The sequence below is a fragment of the Serratia sp. Res13-Sevr-LER1-36-b genome (assembly GCF_015673035.1).
Lineage (GTDB): Bacteria > Pseudomonadota > Gammaproteobacteria > Enterobacterales > Enterobacteriaceae > Chania > Chania fonticola_C.
Genome location: NZ_JADACK010000007.1, coordinates 95,246 through 114,852, shown reverse-complemented (window position 1 = coordinate 114,852; position 19,607 = coordinate 95,246). Strand labels below are relative to the sequence as shown.

General features: G+C 47.6%; 15 protein-coding genes and 2 pseudogenes. 12 read left to right on the top strand and 5 right to left on the bottom strand.

The features are described from left to right. Positions 1 to 540 (bottom strand): fimbrial protein (locus tag IMQ33_RS06630; protein WP_196067752.1); only part of this gene is annotated, 540 nt, incomplete at its 3' end. Positions 541 to 1,282: 742 nt separating this feature from the next. On the opposite strand from IMQ33_RS06630, the gene IMQ33_RS06625 reads away from it, so the two are divergent. The 3 genes from IMQ33_RS06625 to IMQ33_RS06615 all read left to right on the top strand — a co-directional run bounded on the left by IMQ33_RS06625 (position 1,283) and on the right by IMQ33_RS06615 (position 5,638). Next, positions 1,283 to 1,519, top strand: a complete 237-nt coding sequence (locus tag IMQ33_RS06625; protein ID WP_173408692.1) for a hypothetical protein — start codon at positions 1,283 to 1,285, stop codon at positions 1,517 to 1,519. Between the two features lie 806 nt (positions 1,520 to 2,325). Then, entirely contained in the window at positions 2,326 to 2,997 is a 672-nt protein-coding gene (locus IMQ33_RS06620; protein WP_230326834.1) for a fimbria/pilus periplasmic chaperone, read from the top strand. Between the two features lie 136 nt (positions 2,998 to 3,133). Further along, positions 3,134 to 5,638, top strand: a complete 2,505-nt coding sequence (locus tag IMQ33_RS06615; RefSeq protein WP_259526625.1) for a fimbria/pilus outer membrane usher protein — start codon at positions 3,134 to 3,136, stop codon at positions 5,636 to 5,638. 479 nt (positions 5,639 to 6,117) lie between these two features. Here the strand turns inward: IMQ33_RS06615 and IMQ33_RS06610 are convergent, their stop codons facing one another. Further along, a complete protein-coding gene (locus IMQ33_RS06610) occupies positions 6,118 to 7,458 on the bottom strand; it encodes an amidohydrolase family protein (RefSeq protein ID WP_196062792.1) in 1,341 nt (446 codons plus the stop codon). 1,440 nt (positions 7,459 to 8,898) lie between these two features. On the opposite strand from IMQ33_RS06610, the gene IMQ33_RS06605 reads away from it, so the two are divergent. From IMQ33_RS06605 to IMQ33_RS06590, 4 genes are all read left to right on the top strand, one after another. After that, positions 8,899 to 9,447: a fimbrial protein gene (locus IMQ33_RS06605; RefSeq protein WP_173408689.1), complete on the top strand. Its 549-nt coding sequence runs from the start codon at positions 8,899 to 8,901 to the stop codon at positions 9,445 to 9,447. Positions 9,448 to 9,640: 193 nt separating this feature from the next. Then, on the top strand, positions 9,641 to 12,262 hold the full coding sequence (locus IMQ33_RS06600) for a fimbria/pilus outer membrane usher protein (protein WP_196062793.1): 2,622 nt from the start codon (positions 9,641 to 9,643) through the stop codon (positions 12,260 to 12,262). A gap of 107 nt (positions 12,263 to 12,369) precedes the next feature. Next, complete coding sequence (locus IMQ33_RS06595) at positions 12,370 to 12,936, top strand: helix-turn-helix transcriptional regulator (RefSeq protein ID WP_196062794.1); 567 nt, start codon at positions 12,370 to 12,372, stop codon at positions 12,934 to 12,936. A gap of 494 nt (positions 12,937 to 13,430) precedes the next feature. Next, entirely contained in the window at positions 13,431 to 13,976 is a 546-nt protein-coding gene (locus tag IMQ33_RS06590) for a fimbrial protein (RefSeq protein ID WP_186531222.1), read from the top strand. Between the two features lie 41 nt (positions 13,977 to 14,017). On the opposite strand, the pseudogene IMQ33_RS26375 reads toward IMQ33_RS06590, so the two are convergent. Both IMQ33_RS26375 and IMQ33_RS26370 read right to left on the bottom strand, forming a co-directional pair. Further along, a pseudogene (locus IMQ33_RS26375) lies at positions 14,018 to 14,295 on the bottom strand (integrase core domain-containing protein); the annotation flags it as partial. Positions 14,296 to 14,522: 227 nt separating this feature from the next. Then, positions 14,523 to 14,750: a transposase gene (locus tag IMQ33_RS26370; protein ID WP_370573018.1), complete on the bottom strand. Its 228-nt coding sequence runs from the start codon at positions 14,748 to 14,750 to the stop codon at positions 14,523 to 14,525. A gap of 352 nt (positions 14,751 to 15,102) precedes the next feature. On the opposite strand from IMQ33_RS26370, the gene IMQ33_RS06580 reads away from it, so the two are divergent. The 5 genes from IMQ33_RS06580 (at position 15,103) to IMQ33_RS06560 (ending at position 18,185) form a co-directional block, all read left to right on the top strand. Beyond that, positions 15,103 to 15,786, top strand: coding sequence for a hypothetical protein (locus IMQ33_RS06580; RefSeq protein WP_186531224.1), 684 nt, complete (start codon positions 15,103 to 15,105; stop codon positions 15,784 to 15,786). A gap of 26 nt (positions 15,787 to 15,812) precedes the next feature. Further along, positions 15,813 to 16,346, top strand: coding sequence for an RNA polymerase sigma factor (locus IMQ33_RS06575; RefSeq protein WP_221035281.1), 534 nt, complete (start codon positions 15,813 to 15,815; stop codon positions 16,344 to 16,346). A 101-nt stretch (positions 16,347 to 16,447) separates the two neighbouring features. Then, positions 16,448 to 17,062 (top strand): hypothetical protein, encoded by a 615-nt coding sequence (locus IMQ33_RS06570; protein WP_196062795.1) that lies wholly within the window; start codon positions 16,448 to 16,450, stop codon positions 17,060 to 17,062. 16 nt (positions 17,063 to 17,078) lie between these two features. Beyond that, positions 17,079 to 17,879, top strand: coding sequence for a substrate-binding domain-containing protein (locus tag IMQ33_RS06565; protein ID WP_186531228.1), 801 nt, complete (start codon positions 17,079 to 17,081; stop codon positions 17,877 to 17,879). 45 nt (positions 17,880 to 17,924) lie between these two features. Beyond that, the gene (locus IMQ33_RS06560) at positions 17,925 to 18,185 is read left to right on the top strand and encodes a hypothetical protein (protein ID WP_196062796.1); all 261 of its coding nucleotides are present in this window, start codon (positions 17,925 to 17,927) and stop codon (positions 18,183 to 18,185) included. 277 nt (positions 18,186 to 18,462) lie between these two features. On the opposite strand, the pseudogene IMQ33_RS06555 reads toward IMQ33_RS06560, so the two are convergent. Beyond that, positions 18,463 to 18,838 (bottom strand): annotated as a pseudogene (locus tag IMQ33_RS06555) (DDE-type integrase/transposase/recombinase); the annotation flags it as partial. Between the last annotated feature and the right edge of the window lie 769 nt (positions 18,839 to 19,607).

The window sequence follows — 19,607 nt, the reverse complement described above, 5'->3', positions numbered from 1 at the left end:
GTACTGGATGGAGTAGACCACGTTGCTGACCACGGTACCGGCGGTGGTTGGCGCTTCAGCATAGTAGCGCACAGTGTATGGCAGGGTGGTGCTGCCGCCAGACACATCTTTATAGGTGGTGTTCATCACCTGGTTAGCGTTACCGGCCTGGATGATGGCCTGTGACGCGCTTGAACCGTCGAGCAGTTGCAGGCTGACGTTGGTTGCCGAGCCCGTCAGGTTCTTCAGACGCCCGGTCAGGGAATCCACTGATGCGCCTGCTTCAAAGAAGGCTGAGGCGGTCTGCAGGGTACCAGAACAGTTGTTCAGTGCCATCACAAAGCCCGTGTCCCCGGCAGTTTTGGTGGCGCTATTCAGTTGATTGACACCCACGGTTGGCAATACCACGGTAGCATCTGCCGTCTGGCCGTCCACAACGACGTCACAGGTGTTGGCGGTCAGTTCACCGTTAAAGGTGATGGTACCGCTAGAGGCTGCCTGAGCCATACCTACAGAACCGAAAGCGGCGACCAGAGATGCAACGATTGCTAATTTTTTCATATTCATTTACCTGTCAGTATAAGTTAAGGTGCTCAGAATTCCCCAAGCGGGATATATTCAAGGGCGGGTACAGTACAGAAATTCATATCGCCCGATAAACAGCGTTGGACACTTCCCTGCAGTCATCGACGTCGACGTAGGCATTGAGTTAGAATAAAACCCAGCACGCTACATTCACGTCATTTCCTTATGGGGTTATCAGAGAGAAGTTATTCGCACTGATAAACATCCTGTACTGTTCATGTCCTGTCTTGCTGTTGGGATAAATACTATCCCGAAAGAGAGAATATTCTCAGTGAACTAATATTAAAAGATATTATCAAAAACAATGTCTATATTTATCAATGACATATTGTTTTTTATTATGTGGGTAAGGCGGTGATATTCAATGTTATGACGAGGCCGGGTTTTATAACATAAGATAATTTCACAACATATTGATATGGTTTGTAAAAACAAAGTTTCACATTGCAAAAATAGGAAGATTAAATTCTCATCGAAAAGATATCACGTACACTGACCGACAGTGGAATCGCATAACCACTTGAAATACAACAAATATAATCACCACTAGTAAAACCAGCCTTGCAACTTTAAATGTTGATACAATACAAAATTCTTCATTCAGTTGCAGACTTTAAAGGGCTCAAACACTCGATAAAATGGTGCAATAGCAGTATGTTTTCAATTAATCACAAAAGTGCTATCTTCTAAGCTCGTAACCATAGACAAGGAAAACAACATGTCTGAAAGAGATATAAATGACCTCCGTAATCGAATTGCCATTCAAGATAAAGTGATAGAGCACTTAGTCGTACGTTCGGAACTGTCACTTCAGCTACTATCCGTAGTGCTACCAACAAGTGGACTAACCAGCGAGTCTGTAAAACAAAAGATAGAACAGTTCAAATGTTTATCATCTGCGGTAAGTATAGAAACACTGGAAATTGAGAAACGCAAATTAATCAATGCCATATAAAAACAATAGAATTTCATTCTGTTTTTTTATAGATAGTATTATCTTTAACTACTAAATATAAATTCATTGGTGACATACCAATGAAGAGAGAACATGCCCTGAAAACTCCCAACCCCGAGACACCTAACTTTCTCGGGGTATTTTTTTGGGTGTTTTATCTCTATTTACTCACAGCTACCACAGTATCTACTCATGATTTTTAACGTAGTTTTCTAAATCACTTACTGCTTATCGTGATAGCGCTTTCTCATTTTTTTACTGTCGCAAAGATCGAGCCACTGATAGTAGTTGTTGATGCTTTTACCATTAGTGATCATGATTAGGGTGACACTTCAGCTACGGTCAGTTTTACTTGACCATTACACCATCACTGCTGGCGGCATTCAGAAGTTGTCTCCTCTGCGAAGATCACTATCAAGCTTTGAATCATGAGATTAATTAGCTGATTTTGAATCAAAAATCATCATCCAGAAATACCAGACATCCTGTCAAATTGAGCTATCCAGAGCGAGCTGATCGGAGGTACAACCAAAGTCGGCCTGCGGTTGCTCGATGAGTCCAACTTCTTCTCGTACGGTCATTCAGGCCAGTAACCAGAACCAGGTGACAACACTGCTTACGTAGACATTTCCAGCGGCAGCCCCAACCTGCCTTATGCGGTGCGTTACTATGCTGAAGGAGCAACCACTCCGGGCACCGTTGTCAGAAATGTAGTCTATTCTATTTAATACCGGTAATACTTCCCCCTCCCTTTATCAGACGAGTCAGGAGTTTTTATGAAACTTTTTTCTCAGAATATATGCCAGATGGTTACCCTCAGCGCTGCTGCCTTATTTAGTGCCCACTCGCTGGCTAGTGTAGTCGTGAGCGGCACGCGTGTTATTTACCCCTCTGATGCTAAAGAAGTCAGCGTTAAAATCAGCAATGTGGGCCCCTCGCCGGTACTGCTGCAAAGCTGGATCGATAACGGTGATGCCAATGCCAAACCCGCCGCAATCAAAGTGCCGTTTGTTCTGACCCCACCAATGAACCGTGTCGAACCCGGTAAAGGCCAGACATTGCGTATCAGCTATGCCGGTGGCACATTGCCGATGGATAAAGAATCGGTATTCTGGCTAAACGTGCTGGAAGTCCCGGCCAAGAGCCAGGCAACAACCGGTGAGAACAAACTGCAGATGGCTTTTCGTACCCGAATCAAGCTGTTCTATCGCCCAAAAGGCCTGGAAGGCAACGCCAACGACGCGGCTAAAGCCGTCACCTGGAGCACCCAAGGTGGTAAAGTACAGGCCAACAACCCCACCCCGTATTATGTTTCTTTCGTGAACCTGTCGGTCAACGGCAAGAAACTCGATAACGCCATGGTACCACCGCGTTCAAACCTGGCACTGAATTTACCGGGTAATGCTGGCAGTAAGGTCAGCACCAGCTTTGTAAATGACTACGGCGCGGTAATCCCCATAGACGCTGTCATTAGATAACCCATCTTTAGCTATTCAAAACATATGTGATGACTTCGGTATCAAGCTCTGAGGGGGCAAGGTGTCAAAATTTTTGCGGCATATCATCTGGGATCGCTTCGCCCTTGTGGGAATAGCGGTGCTCTCAATTGCTCTGGTGGGCAGAGCTCAGGCAGATGCCCCCTCTGCGTCACAAGCGCCCCAGAAAAATCTCGAGTTCGATTCATCCTTTCTGAATGTGGATGATGAAACGTCGGTCGACCTCAGCCGCTTTGCCGCGGGCGCCTCTGCTCTGCCGGGCATCTACAAAATCGCACTGTACGTCAATGAACAACTGATCAGTAACACCGATATTGAATTCAAGCCACGGGCCGACAAGTCGGTCTATCCCTGTCTGACCAGCGACATCATTAAAAATATCGCTTTCAACTACGAGAAGCTGCCGCCAGACTTTTTGAGCGGACCAGTTGGCAGTGGCATGTGCCTGGATCTACAGCAAAAACTGCCAGAAGCACAGGTCAATTTCGACAGCAATGAACAACGCCTGGATATCGTCATTCCCCAGATTTACATGCTGAATGTCGCCCGCGGCACTGTCAGCCCGGAACTCTGGGACAGCGGGGTACCCGCCTTCCTGCTTGGCTATAACGTCAATGGCTATACCAGTGAGTCACATGGCGAAACCTTTAGCTCGCTGTTTGCTGGCGTAAACGCCGGGCTGAATCTGGGGGCCTGGTATCTGCGTCACAACGGCTCTTATAACCAGATGAGCAACGGACCAAGCCAATACACCAGTATCAATTCCTATCTGCAGCGTGATATCCCGCAGTTGAAGGGTCGAATGCTGCTAGGTGAGTCGAACACTACCGGCCAGTTGTTTGATACCTTGCCCTTTACCGGCGTGCAACTGGCTACCGACGAGCGGATGTTACCGGAATCTCAGCGCGGTTATGCTCCGGAAATTCGAGGGATTGCACGAACCAACGCGCGAGTCACGGTAACCCAGAATGGTCAGGTCTTGTATGAAACGACCGTCACACCCGGGGAATTCCTGATCAATGACCTGTACCCAACCGGCTATGGTGGCGATCTTGTCGTCACCGTACGTGAGTCTGATGGTACAGAGCAAACCTTTAGCGTGCCCTATGCCTCGGTGGCCCAATTGCTCCGACCGGGGTCGTCACGGTACGCGATCACTGCCGGTGAGTTGCGTGGGGAAAACCTGCGTGAGAAGCCCGCGCTGTTCCAGAGCACCTATCAATATGGCATCAACAACGCCATCACCGGTTATGGCGGCATTCAGGCCAGCCAGGATTATTACGCCTTTCAGATCGGAGCCGCTTTTGGTCTGCCGATAGGGGCTCTGGCCTTTGACGTTACCCAGGCCCGGACGCAGTTGGACGACAGTACCGATATGAATGGAGTGCATCGTTCAAACGGCTCCCAGAGCGGGCAAAGATATCAACTCACTTACAGCAAGCTGATTAGTGAGACCAACAGCAACCTTTCCGTCGTGCTGCATCACTCCTCTTCTCAAGGCTACATGGACTTTTTGACGGCCATGCAGACACGAAATGCCGTAGAGCAAGGGTACGATCCGGATACGATATATCGTATTAAAGATCGCCTGACCCTGACTGCCGGGCAGGGCCTGCCGGATAACTGGGGACAGCTGTATGTCAGTGGGTCGATGCAAAACTACTGGAACCAGGATGGCAGTGATATGCAGTACCAAGTGGGGTACAACAATCGATACAAAAGTCTCTCCTATGGCATCAGCGCCAACCGAAGCCATTCCAGCCTGGGCACAATGCAAACCAACTTTCTGCTGAGTTTCAGCCTGCCTCTGGGACGGGATGACCAGACCCACACACCTCAGTTGCGCATGGACCTGTCTCACGATAGCAGTGGCCGCAATGGCCAGCAGGCGACCGTTTCAGGTAGCATCGGGGAAGAAAACCAGTTCAGCTATGGGATAAACGCCATGAATGCCAATCAGGGGATGGGCACCAGCGGCTCCGTAAGTGGCAACTATCGGAGCCCAGTCTCAGCATTGAGTGGAACCTACAGCACGGGGCGAGGTTATCAGAGTGGCTCGGCCGGCATAACTGGTACGATGATCGGCCATGCCGGGGGGGTGACCTTCACGCCATACACCTCGGATACTTTTGCTCTGGTCGAAGCCAAAGGTGCTGAAGGGGCTAGCGTGTCATCTTATCCAGGGGTGAACATCAACTCTCGCGGTTATGCATTGGTTCCTTACCTGAACCCGTACCAGATGAACGACATAAGCATTGACCCGACGGGCACTTCGTCCGATATCGAGCTGGACAATACCAGCCAGAAAGTGGCCCCTTATTCCGGTGCAGTGGTGAAACTACAATACGCTACCAAACGGGGTACACCGATCCTGATTAATGCCACCTATCAAGAGGGGCCAGTTCCCTTTGGGGCCGATGTTTTTGACAGCAACGGCAACAACGTAGGTTCTGTGGGTCAGGGCGGGCAAGTCTATGCCCGTGTTGCGGAAGACAAAGGGCTACTCACGGTTAAATGGGGTGAGAACAACAACATGCAATGCATCATCGGATATATGCTAATGCCTGAGGCAAGAGACGGCACTATGATGTCCATTCAGGTCTTCGACTCGGAATGTCAATAAGGAGCAACCTCCAACTCTGGTGCCATTGGCGTTATCGGGTAATACAAAGGTTGATTGCCCGATAACGTTTCAACGCTCAGACAAGGAGGCAATTCACCTCCCAAAGCCTTTCATTGATATTGAGTAGCACACTGCATATGGCAGGTTGGTGCCGATGGTTGGCAGCACCACGGTGGCGTCTGCAGCCTTGCTATCAACAACGACGTCACATTTATTAGATAAAAAAACCGCCTCCTTTACCCTTGTGAGTAGAGCAAGGTCAACACATAATAAAACCTTGCAATACATTGATTAAATTCAATAAAAATAATTTATAACTGTACTGCAAGACACTTATCGCGGCAGGTGAAGCCAAATTATCGCACCTGAGCGTCTCAGAATCATAATAAATGACTCTGAGACGTCTCTTTAGATTTTATAATTTTAGGTTCTTACGGCGTATTTTCTCGAGTAGGCGCCAAACCTCGCTATAAGAGAGCTTACTTCGCAGCCAGCTGGTTTTTTACTATCTGGCCATCTTTCATAATGACAGTCAGATTTTTGCCAGGATCGGCTAGCAGGCCGATATCAGCGATCGGATCGCCGTTGACCAGTAATAAGTCGGCTAAGGCCCCGACTTCGACAACGCCCAGTTTTCCTGGATAGGGATTGCGTCGATCTGATAGCGCCAACAATTTTGCATTATCAGCCGTCGCCATTTTGAGCACTTCGGCTGGGGTGTACCACCGCGTCATGGTAGAAAGCTGTGAGCCTTGCCGGGCTGCCAAATTGGCATCAAATAACACGTCCGTGCCAAATGCGACTTTCACACCGTATTTTTTTGCCAAACGATAAGCATTATCCGTTCCTGCAAAAACTTGCGCTGCTCTGGCTTGCCCAGCGGCATCGGGCAGTTGATTGGCGTTTTCATCAGCCAAAAAAGGTTGCAGACTCCACCATGTTCCCGTATCTGCCATCAGCTTTGCCGTGGCATCATCGGCTAGTTGGCCATGTTCAATCACTTTTGCACCAGCCTGAATGGCATTACGAATGGCTTCCGGGGTATATGCATGGACTGTCACATAGGTCCCCCAATTCGCCGCTGCCTCAACTGCGGCATGAATTTCATCGACGCTAAGCTGTACGGTATCTATCGGGCCATAGGGAGAAGATACGCCCCCGCCCCCGGTCAGCTTGATCTGGCTGGCTCCTTGCAATAATTGCTCTCTGGCACGCTTGCGAACCTCATCGGGTGAATCCGCTATCGCTGATATACCCACTCGCTCTGGATAGCTCAATTGGTCAGGGGTAGACGGTATCTCTGAAAGCAGACGAAAATCACCATGACCACCCGTTTGTGAAATCATTGCCCCCGATGGCCAGATGCGCGGTCCTTTGATGACACCATTATCAATAGCGAGTTTTAAGCCGAAAGCAGGCCCACCCAAATCGCGAACGCTGGTAAATCCACGCATAAGTGTTGACTCAGCTTCAGCACCGGCCAGCAAAGTAATAAAAGTTAACGGAGCCATTGATGCCTGGGCCATGGTAGGACGCACCATAAAGGTATGCCAGTGAGCGTCGATAAGGCCAGGCATCAATGTTTGACCATTGCCAGCGATATGCACTGCATCAGTGGGTGAACTAATCGGTTGGGAAGAAATTTGAGTAATTTTATTGCCTTCAACGGCCACATTCATCTTGGTTGTTAAGGTTGTGCCGTCAAAGATCCGCACATCCTCGAAGATAGTCATTGACGATTGAGCACTGGAAAATGCAGGCAGGAGCTGAAGACTGGTTATACATGCAGCCAGGAAAGTTCTGTTGATTACATTTGACATTGGCATTGCCCTCTCGTGTCCCTTAAGCAGGTAGTGTTTATTATTTATAATCGATAGTTTGCCTTCCCATTAATATCCCAAAGAAAATAGGAAGACTTCAATCTCAATAGAGTGTAGAACGTTTCCATAGGGTTGGCATGGAAATTTTCCATTTAAATACAATGCATTAATTGTTGTGACCAAGATAATGGGTTTACGTATATAAGTCGAACATATTCAATTTATACATAAGCAAACTAAAATTATAAAAAGACTAACAGTACATACGGTGTTGATGGTGAAAATGATCCACTTACATTCCAAGTTATCCTGCCTTATTAACCCAAGGCATATGGCAACAGTGAATATCACAACGATAAAAAATCCATATAAGGATGAAATGCCCAACAATAGAATATCCATATCCCCCCCAAGAAAGGAACGAAGATAAAATTAAGCTGACGTATTCAGTTCAGTGCGTACCAATAGCCGAATTAAGAATAGCAGAATCACGGTATCTTATAAGACTTTGTTCTCCTGAATAAAAGCATCTTCTATCGCAACCACTTGGTACTCATGAAAAAAAATAACAAACAGAAAAAAATTTTTAAGACTATTATTAGTATTAACCTCGGAAAATGCTGGATTTATGATACATCTAGTGAATGGCCGGTGTCAAAAATGTGCTACAAAAACCACTAATGATGGTCACCGAGACCCGACGCAACCGCTTTAAGATCACCCAAACTCCTTGAACATCTGCCCTCCCTGCTAGAAAAGACATTATTTCCAACTATAAAGTAGTATGTATACCCTTTTCCCTTTTCCACGATATAACTCTGTCATTTTATTGATCGCATCTATTCCTCTCATTCCCCCCTACTTACCAGTGAAATTTTTCTTAAATTTACAATGTATTAAATACAAACAGTTAAATCATTGTACCGATGTTCACCGACGTCAGTAGTCCCCATAGCATTTCTTCCCCTCTAAATATCCTCATAAAAATCATAACATTAAAAAATTTTCTTAGGTATTCATGGCTGATCCTGCTAGAACGTTAAAGGACCTGATTTTTACGTCATAAGATAATCGCATAACCCCATGACTTACAAAGGTAAAAAATCAGAACAACACAACTTAATATTACTTTATTCGGATTTTTCCATGCCAGCCATTACTATTTTCTCAGCAGCAAGGCAGCACGTCAGACAGAGAAATTGATGCGTGACTGGTGAAGAAACAAAGGCATCGTTAAAGGTACTCAGTAAGGATTATCGTTCATTATTCAAGGTGAGTAGTTTGTTTACACCTGTTAATAGACGACCTCTGTTATCGCCAAACGTTTCCCACGCTGTTAACCGGGCTAAGGTCTATTTTTATCGGCCCACATATAGTGATGACACTCCCCTCGCCGGGAGCTAAAAATCGTTTATTCAATATAAGGTAATAGGAAGTATTATGAAAAAGTTAGCCATCGTTGCATCCCTGGTCGCCGCATTCGGTTCTGTTGGTATGGTGCAAGCCGCCTCTACCGGTACCATCACCTTTAACGGTGAACTGACCGCCACCACTTGTGACGTCGTTGTTGACGGCCAGGCTGCAGACGCCACCGTAACGCTGCCAACCGTCGGTACCAATCAACTGAATGCCGCCACCAAACGAGCGGGTGATACCGGCTTTGTCATGGCACTGAACAACTGTGCCGGCACACTGCAAACCGCTGCGGCTTTCTTCGAAGCAGGTTCTTCCGTTGATTTGACCACTGGCCGTCTGAAAAACCTCAACGGTACCGGCGCAACCAACGTCAGCCTGGAACTGCTGGATGCCAACAATTCTTCACCCTCCGTGATCAATGTGGGTAACCAGATCCAGAAAACCACGGCCGGTTACAAGGATGTCTCAGGTGGCAGCGCCAACCTGTCTTACATCGTTCGCTACTATGCAGAAGCGCCGACCACTGCCGGTCTGGTTGATAGCAACGTTGTTTATTCTATCCAGTACCAGTAATGGACTGTGGGAGGGGGATCCCCCCTCCCAAATCACCCGTCGTTGGGTGCAAGGTTCACTGTGGAGCCCATGTGAATGACCAGAGTGCCGAACTGACCTTTGATGCCATCGTGAAATAAGCACTCACAACATCCCATCGCATTAATTACCGTCTTCATCATTATTCAGGAAATCAGCTCTGAAGGAGTTCTTTATGCCTAAATCTTTGCAACGTAGCCTTTATGGGCGGCTTTCTCCCCTGACGCTGGCCATTTTATCGACCTTTTTTGCGGGTGGCTCCTTTGCTGCCGACACGGCCACGGCTGCACCTCAAGAAATCGCAAAGGATCTGGAATTCGATGCTTCTTTCCTGAATGTTGATGATGAGAAATCGGTCGACCTCAGCCGTTTTGCCAATGGCTCCTCGGCACTGCCCGGCGTGTATAAAACCACCCTGTATGTCAACGATCAACCGATTAGCAACGTCGATATCGAATTCAAGACGCGGGCAGATAAAACCGTTTATCCCTGTCTGACCCCCGATATTATTAAAAATATCGCCTTCAACTACGACAAACTGCCGGCAGGCTTTTTAAGCCAGCAGAAAGCGGGCGACCAGTGTCTGGATCTGCAACATAAATTGCCGGAAGCCCAGGTTAACTTTGACAGTAACGAACAACGTCTGGATATCGTCATCCCCCAGGTTTACATGCTGAACACCGCACGCGGCACCGTCAGCCCGGAGCTGTGGGACAGCGGTATTGCTTCCGCACAGCTGGGCTACAACGTCAATGGCTACACCAGCGAATCCCACGGTGAGACGTTCAGCTCGCTGTTTGCCGGCCTCAACACCGGGTTGAATCTGGGTGCCTGGTATCTGCGGCACAACGGCTCTTATACTCAAATGGATAATGGGCCAAGCCAGTACAGCAGCATCAATACCTATCTGCAGCGCGACATCCCGGCTCTCAAAGCCCGTGCTTTAGTGGGCCAGTCGAACACCACCGGGGATCTGTTCGATACGATACCGTTTTCCGGTGTGCAACTGTCCACTGACGAGCGCATGCTGCCAGAGTCCCTGCGTGGTTACGCGCCGGATATTCGTGGGATCGCACGGACCAACGCCCGCGTCACCGTGCGCCAGGGTAGCCAGGTGCTGTATGAAACCACGGTCACCCCCGGGGAGTTCCTGATCAACGATCTGTACCCGACCGGCTACGGCGGCGATCTGCTGGTCACCGTGCGTGAGTCCGACGGCACCGAACAGACGTTCACCGTGCCCTATTCCTCCGTCGCCCAGTTGCTGCGCCCAGGATCTTCACGCTATAGCATCACCGGGGGTGAGGTACGCAGCGATAACCTGCGCGAAAAACCGGCGTTGTATCAGGCGACTTACCAGCGCGGGCTGACCAACCGTATCACCGGCTACGGCGGCATGCAGCTCAACCAGGATTATTATGCGCTGCAATTGGGCGCCGCGGTCGGCACCCCGATTGGGGCCGTGGCATTTGATGTCACCCAGGCCCACGCGCAGTTGCCAAACGGCACCGACGGGGCTGATAGCAGTCTCAGCGGCCAAAGCTACCAAGTCAGCTACAGCAAACTGATCAGCGAGACCAACAGTAACCTGTCGCTGGCGGCCCACCGCTTTTCGACCGATGGCTACATGGACTTCATGACGGCGATGCAGACACGTGATGCGGTGGCACAAGGGCATTCTCCGGACTCCATCTGGCGAGCCAAGAACCGCCTGACACTGACGGCTGGACAAGGCTTGCCGGACAACTGGGGCCAACTGTATGTCAGCGGCTCGTTGCAAAACTACTGGAACCGGGACGGCAGTGAGAAGCAGTACCAGATGGGTTACAACAACCGTTACAAGAGCCTGTCTTACGGCCTGAGCGCCAACCGCAGCTTGTCCAGCCTGGGGACTTCGCAGACCAACTACCTGCTGAGCTTCAGCGTGCCGCTGGGCCGGGACGATCAGACCCATACGCCACAGCTGCGTATGGACCTGTCGCATGACAGCAGTGGCCGTTATGGCCAGCAGGCCACGGTGTCCGGCTCAGCCGGGGCGGAAAACCAGTTCAGCTACGGCGCAACGGCCATGAATGCCAACCAGGGCATGGGCTCCAGCGGCTCGTTGAGCGGTAACTACCGCAGCCCGGCAACGGCGCTGAGCGGCACCGTCGGCACCGGTAAGGGCTACCGCAGCGCCTCTGCCGGCATGAACGGCACGGTGATCGCCCATTCCGGTGGAGTGAGCTTCACCCCGTATACCGCGGACACCTTTGCCCTGGTCGAGGCCAAGGGGGCCGAAGGGGCCAGTGTCTCTTCCTATCCGGGGGTGAAGATTGACTCGCATGGCTATGCCATAGTGCCGTACCTGAACCCGTACCAGATGAACGACATCAGCATCGACCCGAAGGGCATCGCATCCGATGTGGAGCTGGATAACACCAGCCAGAAGGTGGCGCCGTACTCCGGCGCGGTGGTGAAGGTGAAATACAACACCAAGCGGGGGACGCCGCTCCTGATCAATGCCACCTACCAGGGCGATCCCGTGCCGTTTGGTGCCGACATCCTGGACAGCAAAGGCAACAACGTGGGCTCGGTGGGGCAAGGCGGGCAATTGTATGCGCGTGTAGCAGAAGACAAGGGCCAGCTGCGGGTGAAATGGGGTGAAGGCAGCGCGATGCAGTGCACCGTCAGCTATATCCTGATGCCAGTGGCCAAAGGGCAAAAACAGGCACAGACGCAGATACAGCAATTTAACTCGGTGTGCCAGCCCTCTGCCGGGCAAACGGACAATCCCCATCGCGCTGTACCTGCATGACAGCACTCCATGGTGAGAGTGATAGAGGTGGCCCACTCTCGCCAGAAGGAAATGCAACAATGCCGGCAAATTCGCCTATAAACAGACAATTTTAAAAGGAAATAATCATGACGATATACATTGTCACGGAGAATAATTTTTTCTTTTTGGGCATTAAAGCAAAACTGCTCTTTAGCCCAAAGGACATAAATCAACTATTACCGAATGTGTTGGAAAGGAGCGAAATGGCTGATTTTGAAAAAAATGATGTTTTTATTTTCTATACGTCTAATGTTGGTGTAGAGCTTTCATTCCAGATATCAACAGGCAATTTTCCTGGAAAGGTCATTTTCATCCCAACCTCTCGCAAGGAAAAGTTCAAGCTGTCGTTCAATCAGTACGTGGTTCTGGACAGCTCTGCAACCATTGACGATATCGTTGCAAAAATAATCAGCAATGATAGCGAAGACAGTCATGCCCAAAAGGCGGCTAAAGATCCGCTGACCCGACAGGAACACGCCGTCATGCGCCATACCATCGATGGCATGGACGTGCATAAAATCGGCCAGTGCTTGTCCATTTCAATCAAAACCGTTTATGCACACCGACGCAATGCATTGCACAAACTCGGCGGCAGAAATATTTTTGAGATATGGCCCTTCAGCGGAAAATTTTTACGGGATGCCGTTGTTTGAATACGACGGCCTTTCTTGGGATACAGACACGTATCCAATCTTGACCTGACACGTTATTGCCATCTCAAATCAAAACCAATCAGCTAGAAACGCTAAACAACCAGTTAATATAAACCTAATATTTTAATGTAACACGTTGATTTTTATATGCTACATAGCAACATAATAAGAGTTGATATTACTTCACTGAGAATATTCCGTTTTATTGGGTAGTATTTATCCCAACAGCAAGACGGCACGATAAACATCATCACTGATGCGTGACGGGTGAAGAGACAACGGCATCGTTAAAGAAACTCAACAAGGAGGGTCGTTCATTATTCGGGGTGGGTGACTTATTCACATCGGTTAATTGACGGCTTCTGTTATCGCCAAACGTTTCCCACGCTGTTAACCGGGCGAAGCTCTATTTATTTCGCACCACACATAGTGAGGACACTTCCCTTTACGGGATATCCGAATCGTTTATTCAATACAAGGTAATAGGAAGTATTATGAAAAAGTTAGCCATTGTTGCATCCCTGGTCGCCGCATTCGGTTCTGTTGGCATGGCGCAAGCCGCCTCTACCGGTACCATCACCTTTAACGGTGAACTGACCGCCAACACCTGCGATGTGATTGTGGATGGTCAGGCTGCGGACGCCACCGTTGTACTGCCAACCATCGGCACCAACCTGCTGGATGCAGCCACCAAAACTGCGGGCGAAACCGGCTTTGTGATGGCACTGAACAACTGTTCCGGCACCTTGCAGACGGCCTCGGCCTTCTTCGAAGCGGGCGCATCTGTTGACCAGGTCACTGGCCGTCTGAAAAACCTGACCGGGGGGGCAACCAACGTCAGCCTGCAACTGCTTGATGCCTCCAGCAGCTCCCGCTCGGTGATCCAGGCCGGTAACCAGAACCAGGTAACCAATACCGCTTACGTTGACATTTCAAGCGGCAGCGCCAACCTGCCATACGCAGTACGCTACTACGCAGAAGGTGCAACCACTCCGGGTACAGTGGTCAGCAACGTAGTCTACTCTATTCAATATCAGTAACAGGCGGTGGGAGGATTAACATCCTCCCAATCTTGTAGTGATTAACATAAACTGGTCACGTTTTTAGAGTTTATCCATAACAGCTGTTCTGATTCATTCGGTGTCAGTCCGCCATTATACTAATGAGGTCCGAGCTGGCTGTAAAAACCCGTTATGTAATTCGTAAAACTGTGTTGGGCATCGGAAAAATTAGTGTAACCGGTATCGGGTATCCATTCTGTTTTAAGACTGCGGAAGAAGCGTTCCATTGGGCTGTTATCCCAGCAGTTACCCCGTCGATTCAAACTTCTTTAATCTGGTATCGCCACAGTAGTTGCCTGATGAACTTCCCGAACAAGACTTAGTAATGCCACTCGTGATGCATCGGGTGTTTTTGGCTTACGTCAGTACTTATAACTGCTGAGATAAACCCAGATCACGTTGCATAAAGTGGCAACAGGAAACCGCTTCCTGAGTTTCTCAACTAACGAGAATTTTTCAGGGAGTCTGACATCAAGAGAGCGGTAACTTTTTTAATATATCGTATTCCATTTCAATACGTTGTATCTATTTTTTAAGCTCACATATCTCGAGTTGTTCCGGTGTCATGGGCGTTGCTGTAGGCGATTTATACGCCCGTTCGTCCTTAAGCTGGCGAACCCACTTATCCATCGTGGAAATACCAACCTTCATAACCCTGACAACATTAGCAACGGAGTAATTTTGGTCAAATACGAGCTGTACTGCTTTAAGATGGTATTCAGGGCTAAAAGTTCTTCTAGCACGTCCGATCATAAACCATTACACCTGCTTATAAATATCTTGATCGAGAGTATCCCTCTCGATTGTAAGAAGCGACTCTATCGTATAAAGATGTCGTCTGGTAACATTATTTTTTTGATGTTACTTGTGCATACTCTTGATCCAAAAGGCCTTTAATGCGACAGAGTCCGACAAGGTCATATATTCGGTGGTAGCCGGGAGAACCCTGCCGAATTTTTACAAGATGCATCATTTCAGTATGGTTTTATGCTCTGGTGCAATGCCATTTCATAGCGTCATAAAAAATATTTTCCTTTGAGTGCATCCAAATCGCTCGTCTGAACGTCTCTATGGGTGACATTAAATCACCAACAAGGAAATGATGATGAAAATTCGTATTATTCCGGCGCTTTTCAGCCTCTTGGCTTTTTCGGCACTGGCTTCTGATATCTCAACAAGAGAGACCGAATTAGGCCAGGTCTATACCAACAGCAAGGGCATGACGCTTTACATTTTCGACAAGGACAAAGCAGACCAATCTACCTGCTATGAGGATTGTGCCAAAGCCTGGCCTCCACTCCTGGTCAAGGATGAGGCTACACAGTTTAACGATTTGGGGAAAATTACGCGTAAAGATGGCAAGCAGCAATGGACGTTAAACCACCACCCGCTTTATCTATGGAATAAGGATCAGCGGCCTGGGGATATTACCGGGGCGGGTGTCAAAAATATCTGGTCTCTTGCCCGGGTAGATCAGGCTCCGGTCAAGGTCTACAACACCGATTCCGGCAAAATTTTAACCAATCAAAACCATATGTCACTCTATACTTTTTCTAAAGATAGCAAGGGCGTGTCAGCATGTTATGAAGAGTGTGCAAAGATTTGGCCACCATTGGTAGCGCAAAAAGAAGCGGTTGTCAGCGGTGAGTTTAGTGTCATCCCCCGTGAAGACGGGACTTACCAGTGGGCTTATCAGGGAAATCCTCTCTATACGTGGGTAAAAGATACCCAACCAGGAGATATAACGGGTGATATGGTGAAGAATGTCTGGCATCTGGTGCGTCTTTAAATAGCCTTTGGAGGGGCATCGTCATCGTGGTCACAGCAAATGAAGAACTGCAGGTGCTGTTTGCCCGGGTAAAACTCCGGGATAGAAAAGCATTTGAAATGTTATATCGCCAAACTAACCGTAAATTATATGGGTTGTTGATAAAGATTGTTGCTGACCGAAATATTGCGGCGGAATTATTACAAGAAGGCTTCCTGAAGATCTGGTTTATTGCTGAACAGGGGCCGGCAACTTATCCCTGGGCATGGATGTGTCAGCTTATGCGAAATCTGGCTATTGATCATGTCCGACAGCATGGCCGTTTTCACTCGCACTTTGAAGAAACGGATATCTTGCCAGAAATTCAGGGGAGTAATGAAGCGGATACTGCCGATGACCTTGCCCTGCTAACCCGCTGTTTTTCCACCCTGGCGCAAGAAAAAAGACAGGCTATAAAGTTAGCTTATATTCATGGCTATTCTCATGAGGAAATTGTTGAGCGGCTATCGCATCCGCTGGGCACAATAAAATCATGGATCCGCAGAGGACTCCAGGAGTTGAAGCAATGCATAGACGCTTGACTCCCGTTCGCTATAGCAACCCGACGATACGGGAACATCTGGTCAGTCAGTATCTGCTTGGCACCTTGTCACTAAAGACCAGAAGGCGCCTGGAGTTTCTGATGGCGCAAGACATAGCCTGGTATGAGCTCGTTATACAATGGCATTCACATCTTAGTGGACTGGAGCCGATGATATCTGAGCCCCCCCCTTCATGGGTATGGGGAAATATTGAAGCCACGTTGGGTAAGCAGGAAAAAGTACACTTTGGGAATCGATTGTGGAGTAACAAGTGGCCAACATTTTCTCTGGCTTGTGCAGTATTGTTATTCCTGTTTTCCAGTTCGATGTTGTTGATGACTGAGCCAAAAATAGCGACTCCAAGCTATATTGCAGTAATGTCATCACCGGAAAAAAGCGACTATTTTGTGCTGATGGCTTACAAAGGGGATAAACCCGGAAAATCAAGCATGCGCTTGAAATGGAATGCCCGTCGTCATCTGTCAGGTGCCAATATGGAAACGGCTATGCTATGGGCAAAAGATAAAGACACGGGTCAACTGACCTTATTAGGACGCTTTGCTAACTTACAAGGGCCTCAGCCTAAATTACTGACGCAAAATGAATGGCGTTCTGTAAAAAACAGCAGTGAACTTTTTATTACGGCAAATAACAGCCACGACAGCACGGTATTGTTCAAAGGTATCTGTATTGAACTATCGGCATCACCCATATAAATAAGAGTCTATTTTCATGAAAATCAGAAAGTTAATCATTACAACTGCAGCTATTATGGCATCATGCTCCACCTATGCTAGCGGTCAGTTTCTCGACACCAGCATTGTCCATCACCCTAAAGATGGGGTGGTGCGTTTGTATGGGCCTGGCGGACCTCATACCGCATTGATAAAAGCTGCAGCTGGCTTTGAAAAAAAGACCGGGCAACACGTTGAAGTCATTTACGGGCCTGAAAAAAAATGGTCGAAAGAGGCTCAACAACGTGCCGACATTATTTTCAGTGCTTCAGAGCAATCCATGACCGCCTATCTTGAGAACTATCCTTTTGTCACCAGCAAGGATGTGATGCCTATGTTCATTCATCCGGCAGTCATTGCCGTTGCCAAAGGCAACCCTAAAAACATCAAGAGTTTTGCGGATCTCATTAACCATCCGATGAAAATTGTCGTTACTGAAGGCAAAGGAACCTACAACACATCGGGAACTGGCCTGTGGGAAGATATTGCGGGTCGTCTGGGTAAACTGGACGATATTAAAAAGGTACGTGCAAATATTGTGGCTTTTGAACAAGGGAGTGGTGCGGCGTTTAAATCTTTCCAAAACTTGAAGGCCGATGCCTGGATCACCTGGAGTGACTGGCCAATTGCTAATGCTGATAAAGTGGATATGGTAACCATTGAACCAGAAAGAATGATCTATCGTGACTTCAACTTGGCTATTTCACCCAAGGCCGATGCCGGAGCAGCACAGTTTTCTGCTTATCTGGAAACAGCAGAAGGTGCTCAATTCTTCAAAGAAGAAGGTTGGTTAAGATAATATTATTTAATTAAAAATATCTATTAAAAATAATGGACTATACCTATGAACATTAAAAAAAACCTACCACTTATTTTGCTGTTAGCAACCTGCTCTGCCAGTGCAACGGAGGTTAAACCTTATGTTTCTGCTTTTGGCGGAATAGACTTCGGCAGTAAAAGTGACATATACGGACATAACCCCTTGGCATATCAATTTATGGTCGGACTGGCCTATGAGGTTACTGAAAACATCGCAGCTATTTATCATGTGAAGTACTTCTCGGTGAGGGATCATAACGTAAACCGCTATAAACTGAATAACTGACCTGGGCTAGAGTCCGTGCTGAATAGCGGTTTTGATTATTCATGGTCAATGAATCTTGGCTTACGCTACACGTTTTAAATAACCTAACCCTGCTTCAATACCGATGCGGGGTTATCAATCCATTGAGGTTCTTGATGGTTAGGATATTGGATCGTTTCTTTTTAAGAACGACTGACCATGAACGGTTCTGTCGCAGTAGCGTAGAGAAGTTAGCAACAGCTGCGCCGCCGGTTATTTAGGCAGCCAACAGATAAAATTGTCCAGCGGCTGATAACCCCTAACTTTGCGGATATTGATATTGCCTTTGAGTACCATCTGAATCTGTTCAATTCCCGTCTGCAAGGTCTGTGCCCGTCGAAAAGAGTTGAATCCCAGCATCGGTCGACTCCGACGTTTGATATTTTGGTGATCTTGCTCGACAAGGTTGTTAAGGTACTATTTTGCCTGACGGTAATAGCTTCCTCATCGGGTTTGTCGGCGTTGAGCATGAATAAAGCGGCTGTGTTAGCACCACTTTTATCGATAGTGACCACCTCAGGTTCGCCATGGTGACGAATAGCCTTGCGAAAGTGGCGCAATGCAGTTGCAACGTCCCGTTTGGCGATCAGTAGGAAGTCGATGCTCTGGCCAGCAGTATCCACCGCACGTATGATAATCCCTGCATCCCTCATACCTCTTCTGAGTAATAAATGTTTTTATAAAGGGTGATCATTGTGGCGTATTGGTCGTGCTTTTCCTAAATTTTGGTAAGAATGTTCTCTTGATGAACAGTAATCCCAGGGTTTTGCAGCAATAACTGCATGACAGGGAATTCAATATCGTTCCCTTGCCCTGCCGCACAAGGGAATGAGCCGGTATTGATCTGGTCTATACAAGATTGTGTCGTTGATTGCTTTATTTTTTTACTTTCAGTTAATTGGAATGATCCTCAGTAAAAAAACGCACATCGATACCTGACATACCATACCCTAACAAAGAATCTTAACATCAGTAAAGTGTTTAACATCAATCTGTTAAAGAAATTTATTATTCGTGAATTTATGAACTTAACTAACTAAAGATGGACCGCCACCACCAATAATATTTCACCGCAATATATTGATATTTAATGTTTTTCACCATGATAATAACAATTAATAGGAGTTCACTGAGAGTTTTCCCGTCATGAGGTTATTATTTTCTCAGCAGCAGGACGGGATGACTCAGTTAATTTTACTCATCACGTTGTAGCAAATGATGATAAGCCCTCTACACCAGTAAATGTAGTCAATGACGCCAGGCAAACTCCGGCATCAGATAGGGTGAGCAAAATTGAAAGTGGATACCATTACAGAATGTCATTCCATATATACATAGCAAAGAGACATCGGCCTGACTCATTTTTATAGGTTTTTATAAGATAAATCACATCTATAACATGGA

What these genes read in the sequence shown, in the direction of transcription:
- IMQ33_RS06625 (WP_173408692.1), top strand. Translation starts at nt 1,283, where the DNA reads ATGTCTGAAAGAGATATAAATGACCTCCGTAATCGAATTGCCATTCAA.
- IMQ33_RS06620 (WP_230326834.1), top strand. Translation starts at nt 2,326, where the DNA reads ATGGTTACCCTCAGCGCTGCTGCCTTATTTAGTGCCCACTCGCTGGCT.
- IMQ33_RS06610 (WP_196062792.1), bottom strand. Translation starts at nt 7,458, where the DNA reads ATGTCAAATGTAATCAACAGAACTTTCCTGGCTGCATGTATAACCAGT.
- IMQ33_RS06605 (WP_173408689.1), top strand. Translation starts at nt 8,899, where the DNA reads ATGAAAAAGTTAGCCATCGTTGCATCCCTGGTCGCCGCATTCGGTTCT.
- IMQ33_RS06600 (WP_196062793.1), top strand. Translation starts at nt 9,641, where the DNA reads ATGCCTAAATCTTTGCAACGTAGCCTTTATGGGCGGCTTTCTCCCCTG.
- IMQ33_RS06595 (WP_196062794.1), top strand. Translation starts at nt 12,370, where the DNA reads ATGACGATATACATTGTCACGGAGAATAATTTTTTCTTTTTGGGCATT.
- IMQ33_RS06590 (WP_186531222.1), top strand. Translation starts at nt 13,431, where the DNA reads ATGAAAAAGTTAGCCATTGTTGCATCCCTGGTCGCCGCATTCGGTTCT.
- IMQ33_RS26370 (WP_370573018.1), bottom strand. Translation starts at nt 14,750, where the DNA reads ATGATCGGACGTGCTAGAAGAACTTTTAGCCCTGAATACCATCTTAAA.
- IMQ33_RS06580 (WP_186531224.1), top strand. Translation starts at nt 15,103, where the DNA reads ATGAAAATTCGTATTATTCCGGCGCTTTTCAGCCTCTTGGCTTTTTCG.
- IMQ33_RS06570 (WP_196062795.1), top strand. Translation starts at nt 16,448, where the DNA reads ATGGCGCAAGACATAGCCTGGTATGAGCTCGTTATACAATGGCATTCA.
- IMQ33_RS06565 (WP_186531228.1), top strand. Translation starts at nt 17,079, where the DNA reads ATGAAAATCAGAAAGTTAATCATTACAACTGCAGCTATTATGGCATCA.
- IMQ33_RS06560 (WP_196062796.1), top strand. Translation starts at nt 17,925, where the DNA reads ATGAACATTAAAAAAAACCTACCACTTATTTTGCTGTTAGCAACCTGC.